This window comes from Marcopretia estuarina LEGE 06307, assembly GCF_056633115.1.
In genome coordinates, this window is sequence record NZ_JBSJOY010000006.1 from 23,932 (window position 1) to 38,022 (window position 14,091).

General features: G+C 66.8%; 14 protein-coding genes and 1 tRNA gene. 8 read left to right on the forward strand and 7 right to left on the reverse strand.

Annotation, left to right across the window (positions count from 1 at the left end):
* The first annotated feature begins 24 nt into the window (after positions 1-24).
* Entirely contained in the window at positions 25-1,254 is a 1,230-nt protein-coding gene (locus tag ACWJI3_RS13585; protein ID WP_480203960.1) for a PRC-barrel domain-containing protein, read from the forward strand.
* A gap of 136 nt (positions 1,255-1,390) precedes the next feature.
* On the opposite strand, the gene msrB is transcribed toward ACWJI3_RS13585, so the two are convergent.
* From msrB to ACWJI3_RS13600, 3 genes are all read right to left on the reverse strand, one after another.
* A complete protein-coding gene (msrB, locus tag ACWJI3_RS13590) occupies positions 1,391-1,831 on the reverse strand; it encodes a peptide-methionine (R)-S-oxide reductase MsrB (protein ID WP_094512758.1) in 441 nt (146 codons plus the stop codon).
* A gap of 38 nt (positions 1,832-1,869) precedes the next feature.
* A complete protein-coding gene (locus ACWJI3_RS13595) occupies positions 1,870-3,141 on the reverse strand; it encodes a glycosyltransferase family protein (RefSeq protein ID WP_480203961.1) in 1,272 nt (423 codons plus the stop codon).
* Positions 3,142-3,156: 15 nt separating this feature from the next.
* Positions 3,157-3,238: transfer RNA gene (locus ACWJI3_RS13600), tRNA-Leu, on the reverse strand.
* Between the two features lie 228 nt (positions 3,239-3,466).
* Here ACWJI3_RS13600 and accC point away from each other — a divergent pair.
* Entirely contained in the window at positions 3,467-4,816 is a 1,350-nt protein-coding gene (accC, locus tag ACWJI3_RS13605; RefSeq protein ID WP_094512756.1) for an acetyl-CoA carboxylase biotin carboxylase subunit, read from the forward strand.
* A 152-nt stretch (positions 4,817-4,968) separates the two neighbouring features.
* Here accC and ACWJI3_RS13610 read toward each other — a convergent pair whose 3' ends face one another.
* Positions 4,969-5,298, reverse strand: coding sequence for a YggT family protein (locus ACWJI3_RS13610; protein WP_094512755.1), 330 nt, complete (start codon positions 5,296-5,298; stop codon positions 4,969-4,971).
* A gap of 78 nt (positions 5,299-5,376) precedes the next feature.
* Between ACWJI3_RS13610 and psbX the strand changes: the two genes are divergently transcribed.
* The 5 genes from psbX to ACWJI3_RS13635 all read left to right on the forward strand — a co-directional run bounded on the left by psbX (position 5,377) and on the right by ACWJI3_RS13635 (position 9,506).
* Positions 5,377-5,499 (forward strand): photosystem II reaction center X protein, encoded by a 123-nt coding sequence (gene psbX / locus ACWJI3_RS13615; RefSeq protein WP_094512754.1) that lies wholly within the window; start codon positions 5,377-5,379, stop codon positions 5,497-5,499.
* A gap of 312 nt (positions 5,500-5,811) precedes the next feature.
* Positions 5,812-6,825 (forward strand): Ycf66 family protein, encoded by a 1,014-nt coding sequence (locus ACWJI3_RS13620; RefSeq protein ID WP_480203962.1) that lies wholly within the window; start codon positions 5,812-5,814, stop codon positions 6,823-6,825.
* Positions 6,826-6,880: 55 nt separating this feature from the next.
* A complete protein-coding gene (locus tag ACWJI3_RS13625; RefSeq protein WP_233132950.1) occupies positions 6,881-7,399 on the forward strand; it encodes a TolB family protein in 519 nt (172 codons plus the stop codon).
* Positions 7,396-7,881, forward strand: a complete 486-nt coding sequence (locus ACWJI3_RS13630; RefSeq protein ID WP_480203963.1) for a TolB family protein — start codon at positions 7,396-7,398, stop codon at positions 7,879-7,881. Before ACWJI3_RS13625 ends, ACWJI3_RS13630 begins: the two co-directional genes overlap by 4 nt.
* Entirely contained in the window at positions 7,878-9,506 is a 1,629-nt protein-coding gene (locus ACWJI3_RS13635; protein ID WP_480203964.1) for a DUF2079 domain-containing protein, read from the forward strand. The genes ACWJI3_RS13630 and ACWJI3_RS13635 overlap by 4 nt, the downstream gene beginning before the upstream one ends.
* A gap of 21 nt (positions 9,507-9,527) precedes the next feature.
* On the opposite strand, the gene ACWJI3_RS13640 is transcribed toward ACWJI3_RS13635, so the two are convergent.
* From ACWJI3_RS13640 to ACWJI3_RS13650, 3 genes are read right to left on the reverse strand one after another with little or no spacing between them, the layout of a single operon-like run.
* A complete protein-coding gene (locus tag ACWJI3_RS13640) occupies positions 9,528-9,755 on the reverse strand; it encodes a chlorophyll a/b-binding protein (RefSeq protein ID WP_255101159.1) in 228 nt (75 codons plus the stop codon).
* Positions 9,756-9,762: 7 nt separating this feature from the next.
* On the reverse strand, positions 9,763-11,748 hold the full coding sequence (locus ACWJI3_RS13645; protein WP_480203965.1) for an ABC transporter ATP-binding protein/permease: 1,986 nt from the start codon (positions 11,746-11,748) through the stop codon (positions 9,763-9,765).
* Positions 11,749-11,805: 57 nt separating this feature from the next.
* Positions 11,806-12,165, reverse strand: a complete 360-nt coding sequence (locus tag ACWJI3_RS13650; RefSeq protein ID WP_480203966.1) for a histidine triad nucleotide-binding protein — start codon at positions 12,163-12,165, stop codon at positions 11,806-11,808.
* 56 nt (positions 12,166-12,221) lie between these two features.
* Between ACWJI3_RS13650 and ACWJI3_RS13655 the strand changes: the two genes are divergently transcribed.
* Positions 12,222-13,829 carry a YifB family Mg chelatase-like AAA ATPase gene (locus tag ACWJI3_RS13655; RefSeq protein ID WP_255140642.1) on the forward strand — a complete coding sequence of 536 codons (1,608 nt, stop codon included), beginning with the start codon at positions 12,222-12,224 and terminating at the stop codon, positions 13,827-13,829.
* Positions 13,830-14,091 lie beyond the last annotated feature (262 nt).

Consider the following 14,091-nt stretch of genomic DNA (forward strand, 5'->3'; position numbering starts at 1 on the left):
GGGTCACAATGACCCCCAGCCCCAATGTCGCCGACACCCCGCGGGATCTGGCCGTTGACCTCTTCCATTCCTCCTTCCGCCGATCCCGCCGCCGCCGCACCCAGCGACCGTCTCTGGCTGCGGTCGGAGCTGATGGGCACCCAGGTGATCACCCGTGACACGGGGCGCCGCCTCGGGGTGGTGGGCGAGGTGGTGGTGGACATTGACCGGCGTGAGGTAGTGGCCCTCGGCCTGCGCGACAACCCCCTCACCCGCTTCCTGCCGGGCCTGCCCCGTTGGATGCCGCTCGACCGCATCCGTCAGGTGGGCGATGTGATCCTGGTGGATTCCGCCGATTCGCTGGCGCAGGGGTTCAATCCAGAGCGCTACAGCAAGGTGATCAACTGCCAGGTGATCAGCGAGTCGGGCGAGCAGCTCGGCCGGGTGCTCGGCTTCAGCTTCGACATCGAGACCGGTGAGCTCACCACCCTGGTGCTGGGGGCCCTCGGCGTGCCCCTGCTGGGCGAGGGGGTGCTGAGCACCTGGGAACTGGCGGTGGAGGAGGTCGTCAGCAGCGGCCCCGACCGCATCATCGTGTATGAGGGGGCGGAAGAAAAACTCAAGCAACTGGGCACGGGCCTGCTCGAGAAGCTCGGCATCGGCGGCCCCAGCTGGGAGCAGGAAGAGCGCGATCGCTTCCGCCAGACGATGGTGCCGGTGGAGAACCAACTGGCCTCCGGGCAGCCCAGCGTCCAGGAGCAGCGCCGGATCCAGCCCGCCACCAACCGGGCTGTGGAGCCCAGCGTCGATCAGGAGCTCGAATACGTGGAGCTGGAGCGGCGGCGGCAGGAGCCGCTGCGTCAGCGCCGCTACCTCGACGACGAGGAGGAGGAGTCTTATGGCCGTGGCGAGTCGCGCCGCTTCGACCGCGACGACGACCGGGGCTTCAACCGGGAAGAGGGCCGTGGCTATGGCAACGACGAGGTCCGCGGCCTCGGTCGTCCTCAAGACCGGGACTTCATCCGCGGCGAGGAGAGCGGCTACGGCAATGACCAGCCCGGCCGTGAACCACTGGAACCCCTTGACCCTCTCCCGCCACGCTCAGAGCGCACGCTGCCTCTGCGCGAGCGCCCTCTTCAGGCGCGCCCGGACAGCCGTCGGCGCCCACCCATCGCCGAGGATCCCGTCGATGTGGACGTGGAGCCGTACAGAGATGAGGATGTGACCGATCAGGCCGCTCGGCGCCGCCGTAACGATTTTGAAGATCCCTGGTGATCACGGCCTTCTGTGATGAAGGTCCGCTGTCACAGCGCGGCTTGAAGTGATGCTGACTGTAGGTTTGGCGGCCAAGACTGATTGCGCCCGTCGCTGATCATTGCCTGGGCTGATCACAGCGCTCGTGGAGCGATTTTCATCCTGCCCCTTCCTTGGGTTCAAAGTCGAGCGAAGCCGAGTTCACGCAGTAACGCAGACCGGTGGGCGCTGGACCGTCGGTGAACAGGTGTCCAAGGTGCGCCTCACAGTTGGCACAGCGGATTTCCGTGCGCACCATGCCGTGGCTGCGGTCTTCGACGGTGGTGATCGCCTTGGGATCGAGGCCGCTCCAGAAGCTGGGCCAACCGGAGCCGGAGTCGTACTTGGCGTCGGAGGTGAACAGCCGGGTGCCACAGCAGACGCAGTTGTAGTGCCCGGCCTGCTTGTTGTTCCAATAGGCACCGGTGAAGGCCCGCTCCGTGCCCCCGAGGCGCGCCACCTGGTATTGCTCAGGCGTGAGCTTCTGCTGCCAGATCTGATCCGCTTCCGCCGGGGTGGGAGCGGGGGAGGAAGCGGCAGCTGAATCGGAAGGGGCCATGGCCGGAGGCGACGAGCGGCGAGAGGGCAGCCCTCAACCTACGCAGTGGGAAGCAGATCAGTCACCATCGCGGCCAGAGCGGCCACAGCTCCGGGCTGCCCCCGCAAGCTGCGCAGGTCCTCCCGCTGCCCCGCCAGACGGTCCGGATGGGACAACCAGTCAGCGGCTTCAGCGGCGATCTCCTGGGGAAGGATCGGCCCCACCCGCTCGGGCACCACAGCCCGCCCGGCGGAGATGTTCGGCCAGGCAAGGAAGCCGCGCTGGCGCATCCGCCAGGCGGTAAGCGCCACCCCCAGCAACCAGCGCAGCAGCGGCAGGCGTGCCACCAGCCCCAGCCATCCGTCCCAGGCCTGCATCACCTGAAGATGCTGGGTGGGCACCAGCACGATCATCGGCACCCCGAGGGCGCCGAGCTCGGCAGTGTTGGCGCCCACGGTGGTGAGGGCAAGGGCGCACTGGCTCAGCGCCCCGTGGGCGGGATGCTGCTCCACCAGCAGGATGCGCGTGCCGGCGGCGGTTTCCAGCCAGCGGGATGGCGCCTCGTCGGAGGGCTCTAGCAAGCGGGGCTCGCTGCTGCCGTAGTGCCGTTGCAGCGGATTGGCGGGTCCGGCCAGTGCGAGCAGTTCGGCCACGGTGGTGGTGGGTGCCACGGGTAACAGAAAGCGGCAGTCGGGCCTCAGAGCGGCGAGCCGGTCGGCGGTGTCGAGCAGAAAGGGCACCCCCACCAGCAACTTGGCGCGCTTCGAACCAGGCAGCAGGGCCACCCACTGGCCGGCCGGCAAGGGCGCCTCAGCACGGGCCGTCTCGGAGAGGTCAGCCATCAGATCGCCCACGATGGTGCAGCGGTGGCGCCAGCGGGGGGGCAGGCGGCGCTCAGCCTCCGTGCCCATCGCAGCAATCCGGTCGTTCCAGCGAGGCCAGCGCGCCACCCACTCCGCGTAGGTGAGGTGGCGATAGCCGAGGCGGGCCTTGAGCAGCACCGTCCAGAACTGATCGCCGCCCAGGAACACCACCACACCCCTGGCCGGCCAAGGGCCATAGCGGCGGGGACGCAGCAGCAGCTTCCAGAACCTGTCGGCTGGCACTATCGAGTTGAACAGGCCGAGCCTTTCGGCGGCCTGGCGCTCATGGCCGGTGGCATTCGGGCAGGGAACCAGCACCAGCCGCAGCTCTGTGGCCGCCTGAGGCTGGCGGGGACGCAAGGCCAGGGACGCATGCAGCCGTTCGGCCAGAGGCCGCACCCAGGTGGTGAGTTCACCGGGGCCGTTGCAGACCAGCACGATCGCTGTGGCGGACGGCGGGCCGGTCAAGTTGGGGAAGAGAAATGCGGATGGCGAGACTTGAACTCGCAAGGCCGAAGCCACACGCCCCTCAAACGTGCGTGTCTACCAATTCCACCACATCCGCGTGGCCGTCAGGGGCGAACCCCCTTCGACTCGTCAATATACCGATCGCCCGGCCCACCCTTCCGCTGCGCCCCACACCTCGCGCGATGGCACAGCGCAGATGGGTCAGCACCAACCATCAGCGCTTAACTGGTGGGCCGTTTCCACCGGGCCGGCTGCCGGGATGGCACCGGGTGGCAGGCGCTTGATTGAGCGCTGATACAGTCCGCTGCGCCTAGATGCATATGGGATGCCCATCGGCAAGCTGCTGATCGCCAACCGGGGCGAAATCGCGCTGCGAATCCTGCGTTCCTGCCGAGAACTGGGCATTGCCACAGTGGCCATCTACAGCACTGTGGATCGCAACGCCCTGCACGTGCAGCTCGCCGATGAAGCGGTGTGCGTGGGCGAGGCGCCCAGCCGAAAGAGCTATCTCAACATTCCCAACATCATCGCGGCGGCCATCTCCCGCGGCGCTGACGCCATCCATCCCGGCTATGGCTTCCTGGCCGAAAACGACCGGTTTGCTGAGATCTGCGCCGCACACGGCCTCACCTTCGTGGGTCCTTCGGCGGAGGCGATCCGGGCGATGGGCGACAAATCCACCGCCAAGGCCACCATGCAGCGGGTGGGTGTTCCCACCGTGCCGGGCAGCGAGGGCCTGCTGGCCGATGCCGAGACGGCAGCGGCAGTCGCCGCGGCCATGGGCTATCCGGTCATGATCAAAGCCACCGCCGGTGGCGGCGGGCGGGGCATGCGGCTGGTGCCCGATGCCGACCAGCTCGAGAGCCTGTTCAAAGCGGCCCAGGGCGAGGCCGAGGCTGCCTTCGGCAATCCTGGCCTCTACATGGAAAAGTTCATCGACCGGCCCCGGCACGTGGAAGTGCAGGTGCTGGCCGACCGCCACGGCAACGTGGTGCATCTTGGAGAGCGCGACTGCTCGATCCAACGCCGTCACCAGAAGCTGCTGGAGGAAGCGCCCAGCCCGGCGCTTGATGCTGACCTGCGTCAGCGCATGGGGGAAGCGGCGGTGGCAGCGGCCCGCAGCATCACCTACGAGGGCGCCGGCACCGTGGAGTTCCTGCTCGACAAGAGCGGTGCCTTCTACTTCATGGAGATGAACACCCGCATCCAGGTGGAGCACCCGGTCACAGAGATGGTGACCGGCATCGACCTGATCGCCGAGCAGCTGCATATCGCCGGTGGTGAGCCCCTGCGCATGCGGCAGGCCGATGTGCAGCTGCGCGGGCACGCCATTGAATGCCGCATCAACGCCGAGGATCCACAGAAGAATTTCCGGCCAGCGCCGGGGCGCATCTCCGGCTGGCTGCCTCCGGGCGGGCCTGGAGTGCGGGTCGACAGCCACGTCTACACGGGCTACGAGATTCCGGTTTTCTACGACTCCCTGATCGGCAAGCTGATCGTGTGGGCACCCGATCGTGAGGGCGCCATCCGGCGCATGCGGCGGGCGTTGATGGAATGCGCCATCACAGGCATCTCCACCACGATCGACTTCCACCTCAGCCTGCTGGACCGGCCCGAGTTTCAGCGCGGCGACATCCACACCAAGTTCGTGGAGCAGGAGATGCTGCCGGGCTGATGCCGGCAGATCAGCCAGTGGTTTGCCGGCTGGCAGTTCTGGCTGCTTGTTCGGGGCCGTCGCCATTCAGCCACCATTCTGTGGCGGGCGGCTTGTGGGTGGTGGTTCGGCCAGCACTCTGAGGCTGTCCTGTTCGCCCTGGGCGAACCGGTTCAGCCGGCCCCCAGGGTGGATCCATGCCGCGCCACAAGGGTGAGCAGGCCCTGCTGGCCCAGCAGCAACTCGCGCACCAGGCTGATCAACCCCACCCAGATCACCGGTGTCACGTCGACGCCACCGATCGGCGGCACCACGCGGCGGGTGGTGGCCAGCAGCGACTCCGTGGGCCAGCCGATCAACCGCATGGCGCCCCGCTGCAGATCGATCTGGGGGTACCAGGTGAGCACGATGCGGAACAGAAACAGCAGGGTCCAGGCGCCCAGCACCAGACCCAGCAGCAGGTTCAGCGCCGGCAGCGAACGCAGCAAGGTTGCAGCCGTCACAAAGCTCTAAGCAGAAAGGCCATTGATCGTAGGAAGCGGTGGCCCTTGACTAGGATCCCAGCCTCCATCAGCGCCACCATGACCCCTTCCCTCGCCAACTTCCTGAGCAGCCTCGTGTGGGGAGCGGTGATCGTGGTGATCCCCATCAGCATCGCGCTCGTGCTGATCAGCCAAACCGACCAGGTCGACCGCAAGCTCTGATCCGCTTGACCAACACGGCCAGCGCTGGCACATGCAGACCCAAGCGTCGAGATGCAGCCAGTCCTTGATCTACTGGAGGCCACGCCGGTCTCCAGTAGCAGTGCGTTGCAAAGATCCGCCGCAGAGCTCCGCAGGATCGGCCTGCAGAACGCAACCGGCAGGCTCCCGTCACTGGCTTGATTGCTGCTCACCGTTGGTGCGGCAACGGTGAATGGGTCTTCCCGGCCGCGCTCTGGACATGTCCCTAAAGTGCTTTAACGGGTTCTCCAGTCGGAGGATGCGGACGTCCGTTCTGCCTGAGGTCTTCCAGACGTGGTTAATGCCAGCCTGAACTGGGCGAGCATCGTCGGCATCGTGTTGGCCGTCGGCGGAGCCTTTCTCTATTTCATGAGGAGCTTCAAGCCCGCCCTCGCTCGCGACTACGACGTTTTCTTCGCGGCGATCGGCCTCCTCTGCGGTGGGATCCTCTTCTTCCAGGGCTGGCGCCTCGATCCGATCCTCCAGTTCGGTCAGTTTCTGCTGGCCGGCACCACCGTCTTTTTCGCCTACGAGAGCGTGCGCCTGAGGGGCGTCACCACCGAGCAGGCCCGGCGCTCCTCCTTCTTCGACGACGACGAACCCCTGCCACCTCCCGCCCGTGGCCGCATGGGTGGCGGCGACTGGAACCCCGATGTCGACCGCCTGGAAGAACCCCAGCCCCTGCGCCGCAGGATCCGTTCACGCGAAGCGGAACCCGAAGACGACGACTTCTACCGTCCGCGCCGCACCGCCCGCCCTGCCATCCCCGAGCGGGCCGCCAGCCGCCGCCCCGCCGACACCGACGACTGGGATCCTGCCCCCCGCTCCCCCCGCGTCGACGACCGCCCGGCCGCTGTGGATCCCGGCTTCCGCGCAGGCTCATCCCCCCGCAGCACTGCAGCCCCCAGCTCCGGGCCCGCCTTCGGCGCTCGCCGTCGTGATCGGGATGTGGCTGCGGAGCCGCGCCGAGGCACCCGCCCTACCGCCAGCAGCGAGTCTGTTCCCCGCTCCAGCCGGCGCACCGGCAACGCCCCTGTTCAGGGTGCCGGTCCACTGCCCGGCGGCGCTGAGCCCTCGTCACGGCCCGCAGCAGGGGTACCCATGGGTTCACCGCTGCGCGGCAGTCTTGGCGATGCACCAGCCTCCGGCAGCACCCCTGATCCGGCCAGCGACGCGGATTACACACCGTTGCGCTCCAGCAGCAGCGCCAGTGCTCGAAATGCGTCCGGTCCTACCGGTGCACGCAATGCCTCCAGCAGCGCTCGCCCTGGCTCCAGCCGCGACAACAGCTCCCGTTTCGACGACTGACCTCCAGCCACCGGTGAGAGCTCTGGGCTGGGGCCAGCCATGCCCCCTGCGCTGGGTGCCCTGGCTATTGGCCCTGCAGCTGGTGGTCTGGCTCTCAGGCTGCGGGCTGGGCCCGAGCAGCCGGCCGGCCCCCTCCACCGGCCTCGGACCCGAGGCGCGCCAGGAGCCGGCATTGAGCGGGGATGGCCGGCTGCTGGCCAGCCTGGTGGAGCGCGGCGGGCGCACCACCGTGCTGCTCCAGGAGCGGCTCAGCGGCAGAGTGATCCCCCTGCGCCACCTGCAGCGGCAGCAGCCCCACAGCTCCCCGTCGTTGAGCTGGAACGGTCGCTACCTGGCCGTGATCGTGCAGCGGGGTGAGCGGCGCCTGGCGGTGATCGAGGACCGTGCCAACGGCCGTGGCATTCCGCTGCCCCTGCCGGGAGGCCAGGAGCCCGAGCGACTCAGCCTGGCCCCGGACGGCCGGCGCCTCGCCATGCAGTTGGTGCGAGGCGGCCAGCGGCAGGTGGAACTGTTCGATCTCAGTGGTCTGCTCGAACCCGATCTGCCGCCCGGGCTGGCAGTGCCGGGGCGATGAGGAAGCCGCCGACCCTGGTTGTTGGATTGCTGCTGGTCGGTCTGGCCGGCTGCAGTGCCTCCCCCCTGCGGCCGCTGGCACCGATCAACCAGGCCCTGGAGCAAGCCGGCGCCACTGGGCGTGAGCCGTCCCTGGCCAGCGGGTGGCTGGCCCTGATCAGCGGCCGCCAGGGCCGGGAGCAGGTGGTTCTGGTCGATCTGCGGACCAACCGGCCGGTTCCCGTGCCGGGACTGAACCGCCCCGATGCCCAACCGGTGAGCGCCAGCGTGGATGGGAGCGGTGAGCGGCTGGCGGTGGTGCGGCAGCGGGACGGCCGCACCGAGCTGGGGCTGTACCGGCGCTCGATCCAGGGGTTTCAGCCTCTGCCGCTGGATCCAGCGGGGGTGCCGCGCCAGGTGAGCCTCAGCGGCGATGGGCGCCAGCTGGCGGTGGAGGTGAGCCGCGGCGGGATCTGGCAGGTGGACCTGCTGGAGCTGCCATGAACCGAAAACCCGGCGCGATGGCCGGCCCCGGCATGGGTCATCAGGCAGGTGCGACGGCGGAGTGGGGGCCCCTCACAACCTGCTGTGGAAGCATGGCTGAGGCAGGAGATGGGCACGGCATGACCGAATCACGAGGAATGGAATCAACGCCCTCGCCGGGCAACAGGGCCGGAACCACCGCTGGTGTCAACGGTGCCGATCGGAAGGTTCCGCGTGGCCTGTGGCTGGCCTCTCTGGCCCTCTTCGTGGTGTTCTTCCTGAGCGCCTCCTACCGCCATTACACCCTTTCTTCCAGCGCCTTCGACCTCGGCATCTTTGATCAGGCTGTGTACCTGATCAGCCAGGGATTGCCACCGATCTCCTCTTACCTGGGCTTTCACATTCTTGGCGATCATGCCTCGTGGATCTTCTACCCCCTGAGTTTGCTGTACAGGATTCATCCATCGGTTCAGTGGCTGTTCGCCGTTCAGGCATTCAGCCTGGCAATCAGTGGGCCCATCGTCTATCTGATCGCGAAAGACTATCGGCTAAGCGATCAGGACGCAAGGCTGATGGCCTTCATCTACTTCCTCTATCCGGTGGTGATCAATGCAAGTGTTTCCGACTTCCATCCCGAAATCATTGCCATTCCATTTCTCTTCCTGGCCATCTACAGCCAGCGGAGAGGCCATCTCTGGATGACCCTTCTGGCGATCGGAGTGGTGTTGGCCTGCAAGCAGGCCCTGGCACTCACATGCATCGGGCTTGGTGCCTACTTCCTGATCAGGCGGGACCGCAGGACAGGCCTGTTGGTGATGGGCCTGTCCACCTTCTACCTCGCCCTGATCATTTCGGTCGTTACCCCATCATTCGGGGGTGGGGTGATAAAGCACGACTGGATTGGCCGGTTTTTCAGCTATCTCGGTAATTCCCACCAGGAGGTGGTCACAACCATCCTGTTCAACCCGATGGTTCTGATTCGCCATCTGTTCTCCGTTGAGAATGCCTTCTACCTGTTCCTGCTGATTCTCCCTGTCATCTTCACCAGCAACATCAAGGCATTTCCTGAACTGATGGGTGCCACTCCTGCGCTGTTGCTGAATCTGCTGAGCGATCACCCCAATCACAAGGGACTGATGCTCCATTACAGTTTGCCGATCGTTCCTTTCATCATTCTTTTTGCGATTTCCTCGCGAACCTACGGCTTTCCGAAGATCCGATCCAGCCTTTTGCTTGTGTGGGCTGTCCTGTGCATGTTCGGGTTAACGAAGTTCATCAGGATCATGACGAACCATTCGTCTTTTGAGCGGATTGAAGAGGCCCATCGCGTTGTGTCGTTGATTCAGCCAGACTCGGCAGTTCTGGCTCCCATCGACATCGCTCCCCACCTCTCCCATCGAAGGGTGATCAGCAAGCGCCTGCACAGTGATGGCGAGCGGTACATGACATCAAAGTTCCTGCAGCACTACGACTACATTCTGCTGAATGGCTCCGATTCGAAGAAGGATCGCGTGCTGCAACGGCGACTCAAGGCCGATCAATCCTTCCGCATGATCTACCAATCCCCTGATTTCATGCTCTTTCGGACCAATCACCCCCTGCCCTGGTCCCCATCGGTGCTCAAATCGGTGGATGTGTTCTCATGAGAACCCCGCCCCAAGAAAGGCTCAGGGCACCAGGCCAGCCCAGTGCAGGAAGGTGTCACCGCTGAGGGCTTCGATCAGCAGCACGGAGGCAAAGCCGATCATCGCGAAACGGCCATTGACCCGTTCGGCATAACCGCTCCAGCCGAAGGCAGGGGCATCGGCCGTGGTGGCGCTTGTGGGAGCTGGCACGGCGGGATCTGCCGCTGAAGCAGTGGCTTGGTCGGTGGCGGGTTCCGGATCGGTGGGCATGGGGCGTTCAGGTTCGAGTGAAGTCATAGCCGGTGGCCGGCAGCAGGCGCCAGCCGCCCTGGCCATCCAGTTCGAGCACGGTGTCGTGGAAGGCGGCCAGGGTGGGGCGGTGGCCCACGCTCACAAAGGCCATGTCCCGCTCGGTGAGCAACTTGTAGAGATGCTTCTCGGTGTTCACATCGAGGGCACTGGTGGCCTCATCGAGCACCACGAACCGCGGCGAGTTGAGCAGCAACCGGGCGAAGGCCAGGCGCTGCTGCTCGCCGAGGGAGAGGAGGCGGGGCCAGTCCTGCTTGATGTCGAGGTCGGGGTAGCGGCGCACCAGCTCCGGCAGCCGCACCTCTTCCAGGACGCTGCGCAGGTGGTCGTCGCTGAAGCGCTCGGGCTGCTGGGGGTAGCAGAGCTGTTCCCGCAGGCTGCCCAGGATCATGTAGGGCTTCTGGGGAATGAACAACAACTCCGCCAGCGGTGGCCGCTCCACCGTGCCGGCCGCAGCCGGCCACAGGCCACTCACCATGCGCAGAAACGAGGTTTTGCCGCAGCCGCTGGGGCCCACCACCAGCAACCGCTGACCAGGGCCCACCTCCAGGCTGATGTCGTGAATCAGGCGGCGGTCGGTGTGGGGTGGCACCAGATCCGCATGCTTCACGAGGATGGTCTGGTGTGAGGCATCTGCCAGCAGTGAATCCTGGTAGCTGCGTTCGCGGGCCTGGCTGCCGATCTCATCCACCTTGAGCTGGAAGCCCTCCAGGCGGCTGATGCTCGCGGAAAAGGCCGCCAGTCGATCGATGTTGTTGACGATGTAACTGACCGAGAACAACACCTGACTGAAGGCGATGCTGGCCTGCCCGAACACGCCGAAATCAACTTCCTTTGCGAAATAGACCGGAGCGATCACCAGCCAGGGCAGAAAGCGCGAGAAGTAGTCGTAGGAGCGCTGGATCACCTGGATCAGCGCCTCCCACACGATCAGCTTGTTGTAGTTCACGATCGCGCCACTCAGCCGGCGCTCAGCCTCTTTGCCTTCCTGCTGCTCACCGCGATAGAAGGCAATCGACTCGGCGTTGTCGCGGATGTGAACGAGGCCATAGCGGAAATCGGCCTCCAGCTTCAGCTGCTGATAGTTCAACGCCACCAGCTTGCGGCTGGCGAACACGATCAGTGCGGTGCCCCCCAATGAATAGGCAAGCAGGAGCAGCGCGAGATTCACGCTGATGCTCCACAGCACAATGATGAAGCTCACGAAGGTGAGCAGCGCGGAGAGGATCTCCACCGTGACGCTCAAGCTGGTGCCAGTGAAGCTGGCAGTGTCCTGAGAAATCCGCTGGTCAGGGTTATCGATCTCCTGCAGGGATTCGTCGTTGGGATTGAGGATGTAATAGGCGCGGTTCGAGAGGTAGCGGGTGAGCAGACGACCGCTCAACCACTCGCGCCACAGCAGGCCAAGCTTGGGGATCAGGTAGCTCTGCGTGGCGCGGATCGGCAGAGCCAGCACCAGGCAGAAGGCATAAATCGCCACGATCTTCCAGAAGCCGTCCTGGTCGTAGGCCACCAGGGCGTTATCAACGTTGCGGGCCACAAAGCTGATGCCCACGTTGATGCCGTTGATCACCAGGATCAACAACGTGATCACGCCGATCAACAGCCAGGGAAGCCAGCGGCCCTGGCGCAGCTTCGCCCGGAAGCTGCTGAACACCGCCAGGCCGCCGGCGAACAGGGCCATCACTACCGGACCGATCGGGCCGCTCCAGAGCGCGGCCACCTGCTCGGGCACCCCTGGCAAGAAGCGGCTGCGCAGATCGGGGATGAGCACACCCGCGGCGGCCACCGAGCCGGTGAGCAGCAGCAGGGTGACGCCCACCACCACCGCAAGCAGGGACAGCACCAGCAGCAGGAATTGCCAGGAACTGCTCTCCTCCAGCGGGAGGAAGTAAGGCTGGGCCAGGCGCTGCAGCTTGCCGAGCTGCTCGCGGAACGCCTTGAAGAAGCTCATGGACCGTGACAGGTCCGCCCATTGTCGCCGCTGGCAGGGAGCGGTGGGAGGGGGCGGTCAGCCCGGTGGCCAGTGCAATGGACGCCCACCGATCACATGCACATGCAGGTGAAAGACGGTCTGGCCGGCTTCGGCGCCGTTGTTGATGACGGTGCGCCACCCCGTGAGCCCCTCCTGGCGAGCCACCCTGGCGGCCACCAGCAGCAGATGCCCCAGCAGGGCCTCGTGCTCCTCCCCTGCGGCATTGAGATTCACCAGGGGTTCACGTGGGATCACCAGCACGTGCACCGGCGCCTGGGGGTTCACATCGCGGAAGGCCAGGCAGAGGTCGTCGGCGTGGACCTGATCGCAGGGGACCTCACCGCGCAGGATCCGCCCGAAGATCGTGTCGGCCGCGGGTGGGGTGCTGGAGGCCATGACGCCACAGGGCAGGACAGGGCGGGAACCGGTGAGGTGACCCTGGTTTCCGATCGATGTTGGCACGCTGCAACAGCGCCGCCCTGCTGGGACTGGAGGCGGCGCCGGTGGTGGTGGAGGTGGACATCGCCCCGGGCCTGCCGGCCCTGCAGCTGGTGGGCCTCTCCGACACCGCCGGCCGCGAATCCCGCGAGCGGGTGCGGGCGGCGCTGCGCAACAGCGGCTTCCGGCCCCCGCTCACCCGGGTGATCGTGAGCCTGGCTCCAGCCGACCTGCGCAAGGAGGGGCCCGCCTTCGATCTGCCGATCGCCCTGGGCGTGCTGCTGGCCAGCGGCCAGCTTGATCCCCAGCGGCTGATCGGCGTCTGGAGCACCGGCGAGCTGGGCCTCGATGGCACCCTGCGGCCTGGGCGCGGGACGCTGGCCCTGGCCCTGGCCGCCAGGCAGGCCGGCGCGCGAGCCCTGGTGGTGCCGGCCGCCAACGGCGCTGAGGCGTCCCTGGTGGAGGGGCTCACGGTGTGGCCGGCCGAAACGCTGCAGCAGGTGGCCCAGCTGCTCTTGGATCCAGCCCTCGCCTGCCCCTGCCGGCCCGCCGCAGGTAAGCCGGTAGGGGCAGGCGAGGGGGCAGCGGCGGATCTGGCCGATGTGCGGGGGCAGCACCACGGCCGGCGGGCGCTGGAGATCGCCGCAGCCGGACACCATCACCTGCTGCTGGTGGGCCCTCCGGGCAGCGGCAAGACGATGCTGGCCCGCCGCCTGCCGGGACTGCTGCCACCGCTGCCGCCGGAGGAAGCACTCGAGCTCACCCAGGTGGTCTCCGTGGCAGGTCTGCTGAGCGGCGAGGCGGGCCTGATCCGCCAGCGGCCCTTCCGCGCCCCCCACCACAGCTGCACCGCCACGGCCCTGGTGGGAGGCGGGGCGTTGCCGCGGCCGGGTGAACTGTCGCTGGCCCATCACGGCGTGCTGTTTCTCGACGAGCTGGCTGAATTCCAGCGGGCCGTGCTCGATCAGCTGCGCGAGCCGCTGGAGGAGGGGGAGGTCTGGATCAGCCGCCAGCGCCAGCGAACCCGCTTCCCCTGCCGGATAGCGCTGGTGGCGGCCACCAATCCCTGCCCGTGCGGCTGGTTCGGCGATCCGCTGCGCAGCTGCCAATGCCCGGAAGGGGTGCGCCAGCGTTACTGGGCGCGCCTGTCGGGGCCACTGCTGGATCGGATCGATCTTCAGGTGGTGATGCGGCGCCTGGAGGCTGATGAGCTGGTGGGGCTTCCCGCCGCCAGCGGCGAGGGCGGCGGCCATAGCCCACCGCCCAGCAGCGGGGCGGTGGCGGAGCGGGTGCGGCAGGCGCGCGAACGGATGACGCGGCGAAACCCGGCAGGGCAAGCGAACAGCGCCTTGACGGGCGAGGCTCTTCGGCAGCATCTGGCGTTGTCGGCGGCGGCGCTGGAGCGCTGGCGCGGCGCGATCCGGCAGCGGCGGCTCTCGGCCCGTTCAGCCGAACGGCTGGTGCGGGTGGCGCGCACGATCGCTGATCTCGAAGCCAGCAACGAGGTGCAGGCCTCCCACCTGGCGGAAGCCCTCACCTATCGCTCCTTCGATCAGCTACAAACTGGCACCGACCAGCTGCTGAGTGGAGGCAAGCAGCAGGTCCGGGGAGACACGGGTTGAACCATGGGCAGTCGGGAAGCGCCGCGGACTACACGCTCAAGCGCAGGCAGCCAGGCGATCGGCTGGATGAGGCGGCGAGTCAGAGAGGAGCGGGCCAGCCGGTTCAGCGGGCCAACGGGCTGAACCCCTGCCCCCGCCGCGGGGCGGATGGGACGGAGACCGGATAGGACCTGCCGCCGAACGGACAACACACGGCTGACAAAGCCGGGCTGACGACACAGGGCTGAGGACGCGGGACCGACGAAGCCGGACCTACCGAGCC

Excerpts from the sequence above, each read along its gene's own strand:
- ACWJI3_RS13585 (WP_480203960.1), top strand. The coding sequence starts at position 25 with ATGTCGCCGACACCCCGCGGGATCTGGCCGTTGACCTCTTCCATTCCT.
- msrB (WP_094512758.1), bottom strand. The coding sequence starts at position 1,831 with ATGGCCCCTTCCGATTCAGCTGCCGCTTCCTCCCCCGCTCCCACCCCG.
- accC (WP_094512756.1), top strand. The coding sequence starts at position 3,467 with ATGCCCATCGGCAAGCTGCTGATCGCCAACCGGGGCGAAATCGCGCTG.
- psbX (WP_094512754.1), top strand. The coding sequence starts at position 5,377 with ATGACCCCTTCCCTCGCCAACTTCCTGAGCAGCCTCGTGTGGGGAGCG.
- ACWJI3_RS13630 (WP_480203963.1), top strand. The coding sequence starts at position 7,396 with ATGAGGAAGCCGCCGACCCTGGTTGTTGGATTGCTGCTGGTCGGTCTG.
- ACWJI3_RS13635 (WP_480203964.1), top strand. The coding sequence starts at position 7,878 with ATGAACCGAAAACCCGGCGCGATGGCCGGCCCCGGCATGGGTCATCAG.
- ACWJI3_RS13640 (WP_255101159.1), bottom strand. The coding sequence starts at position 9,755 with ATGCCCACCGATCCGGAACCCGCCACCGACCAAGCCACTGCTTCAGCG.
- ACWJI3_RS13645 (WP_480203965.1), bottom strand. The coding sequence starts at position 11,748 with ATGAGCTTCTTCAAGGCGTTCCGCGAGCAGCTCGGCAAGCTGCAGCGC.
- ACWJI3_RS13650 (WP_480203966.1), bottom strand. The coding sequence starts at position 12,165 with ATGGCCTCCAGCACCCCACCCGCGGCCGACACGATCTTCGGGCGGATC.
- ACWJI3_RS13655 (WP_255140642.1), top strand. The coding sequence starts at position 12,222 with ATGTTGGCACGCTGCAACAGCGCCGCCCTGCTGGGACTGGAGGCGGCG.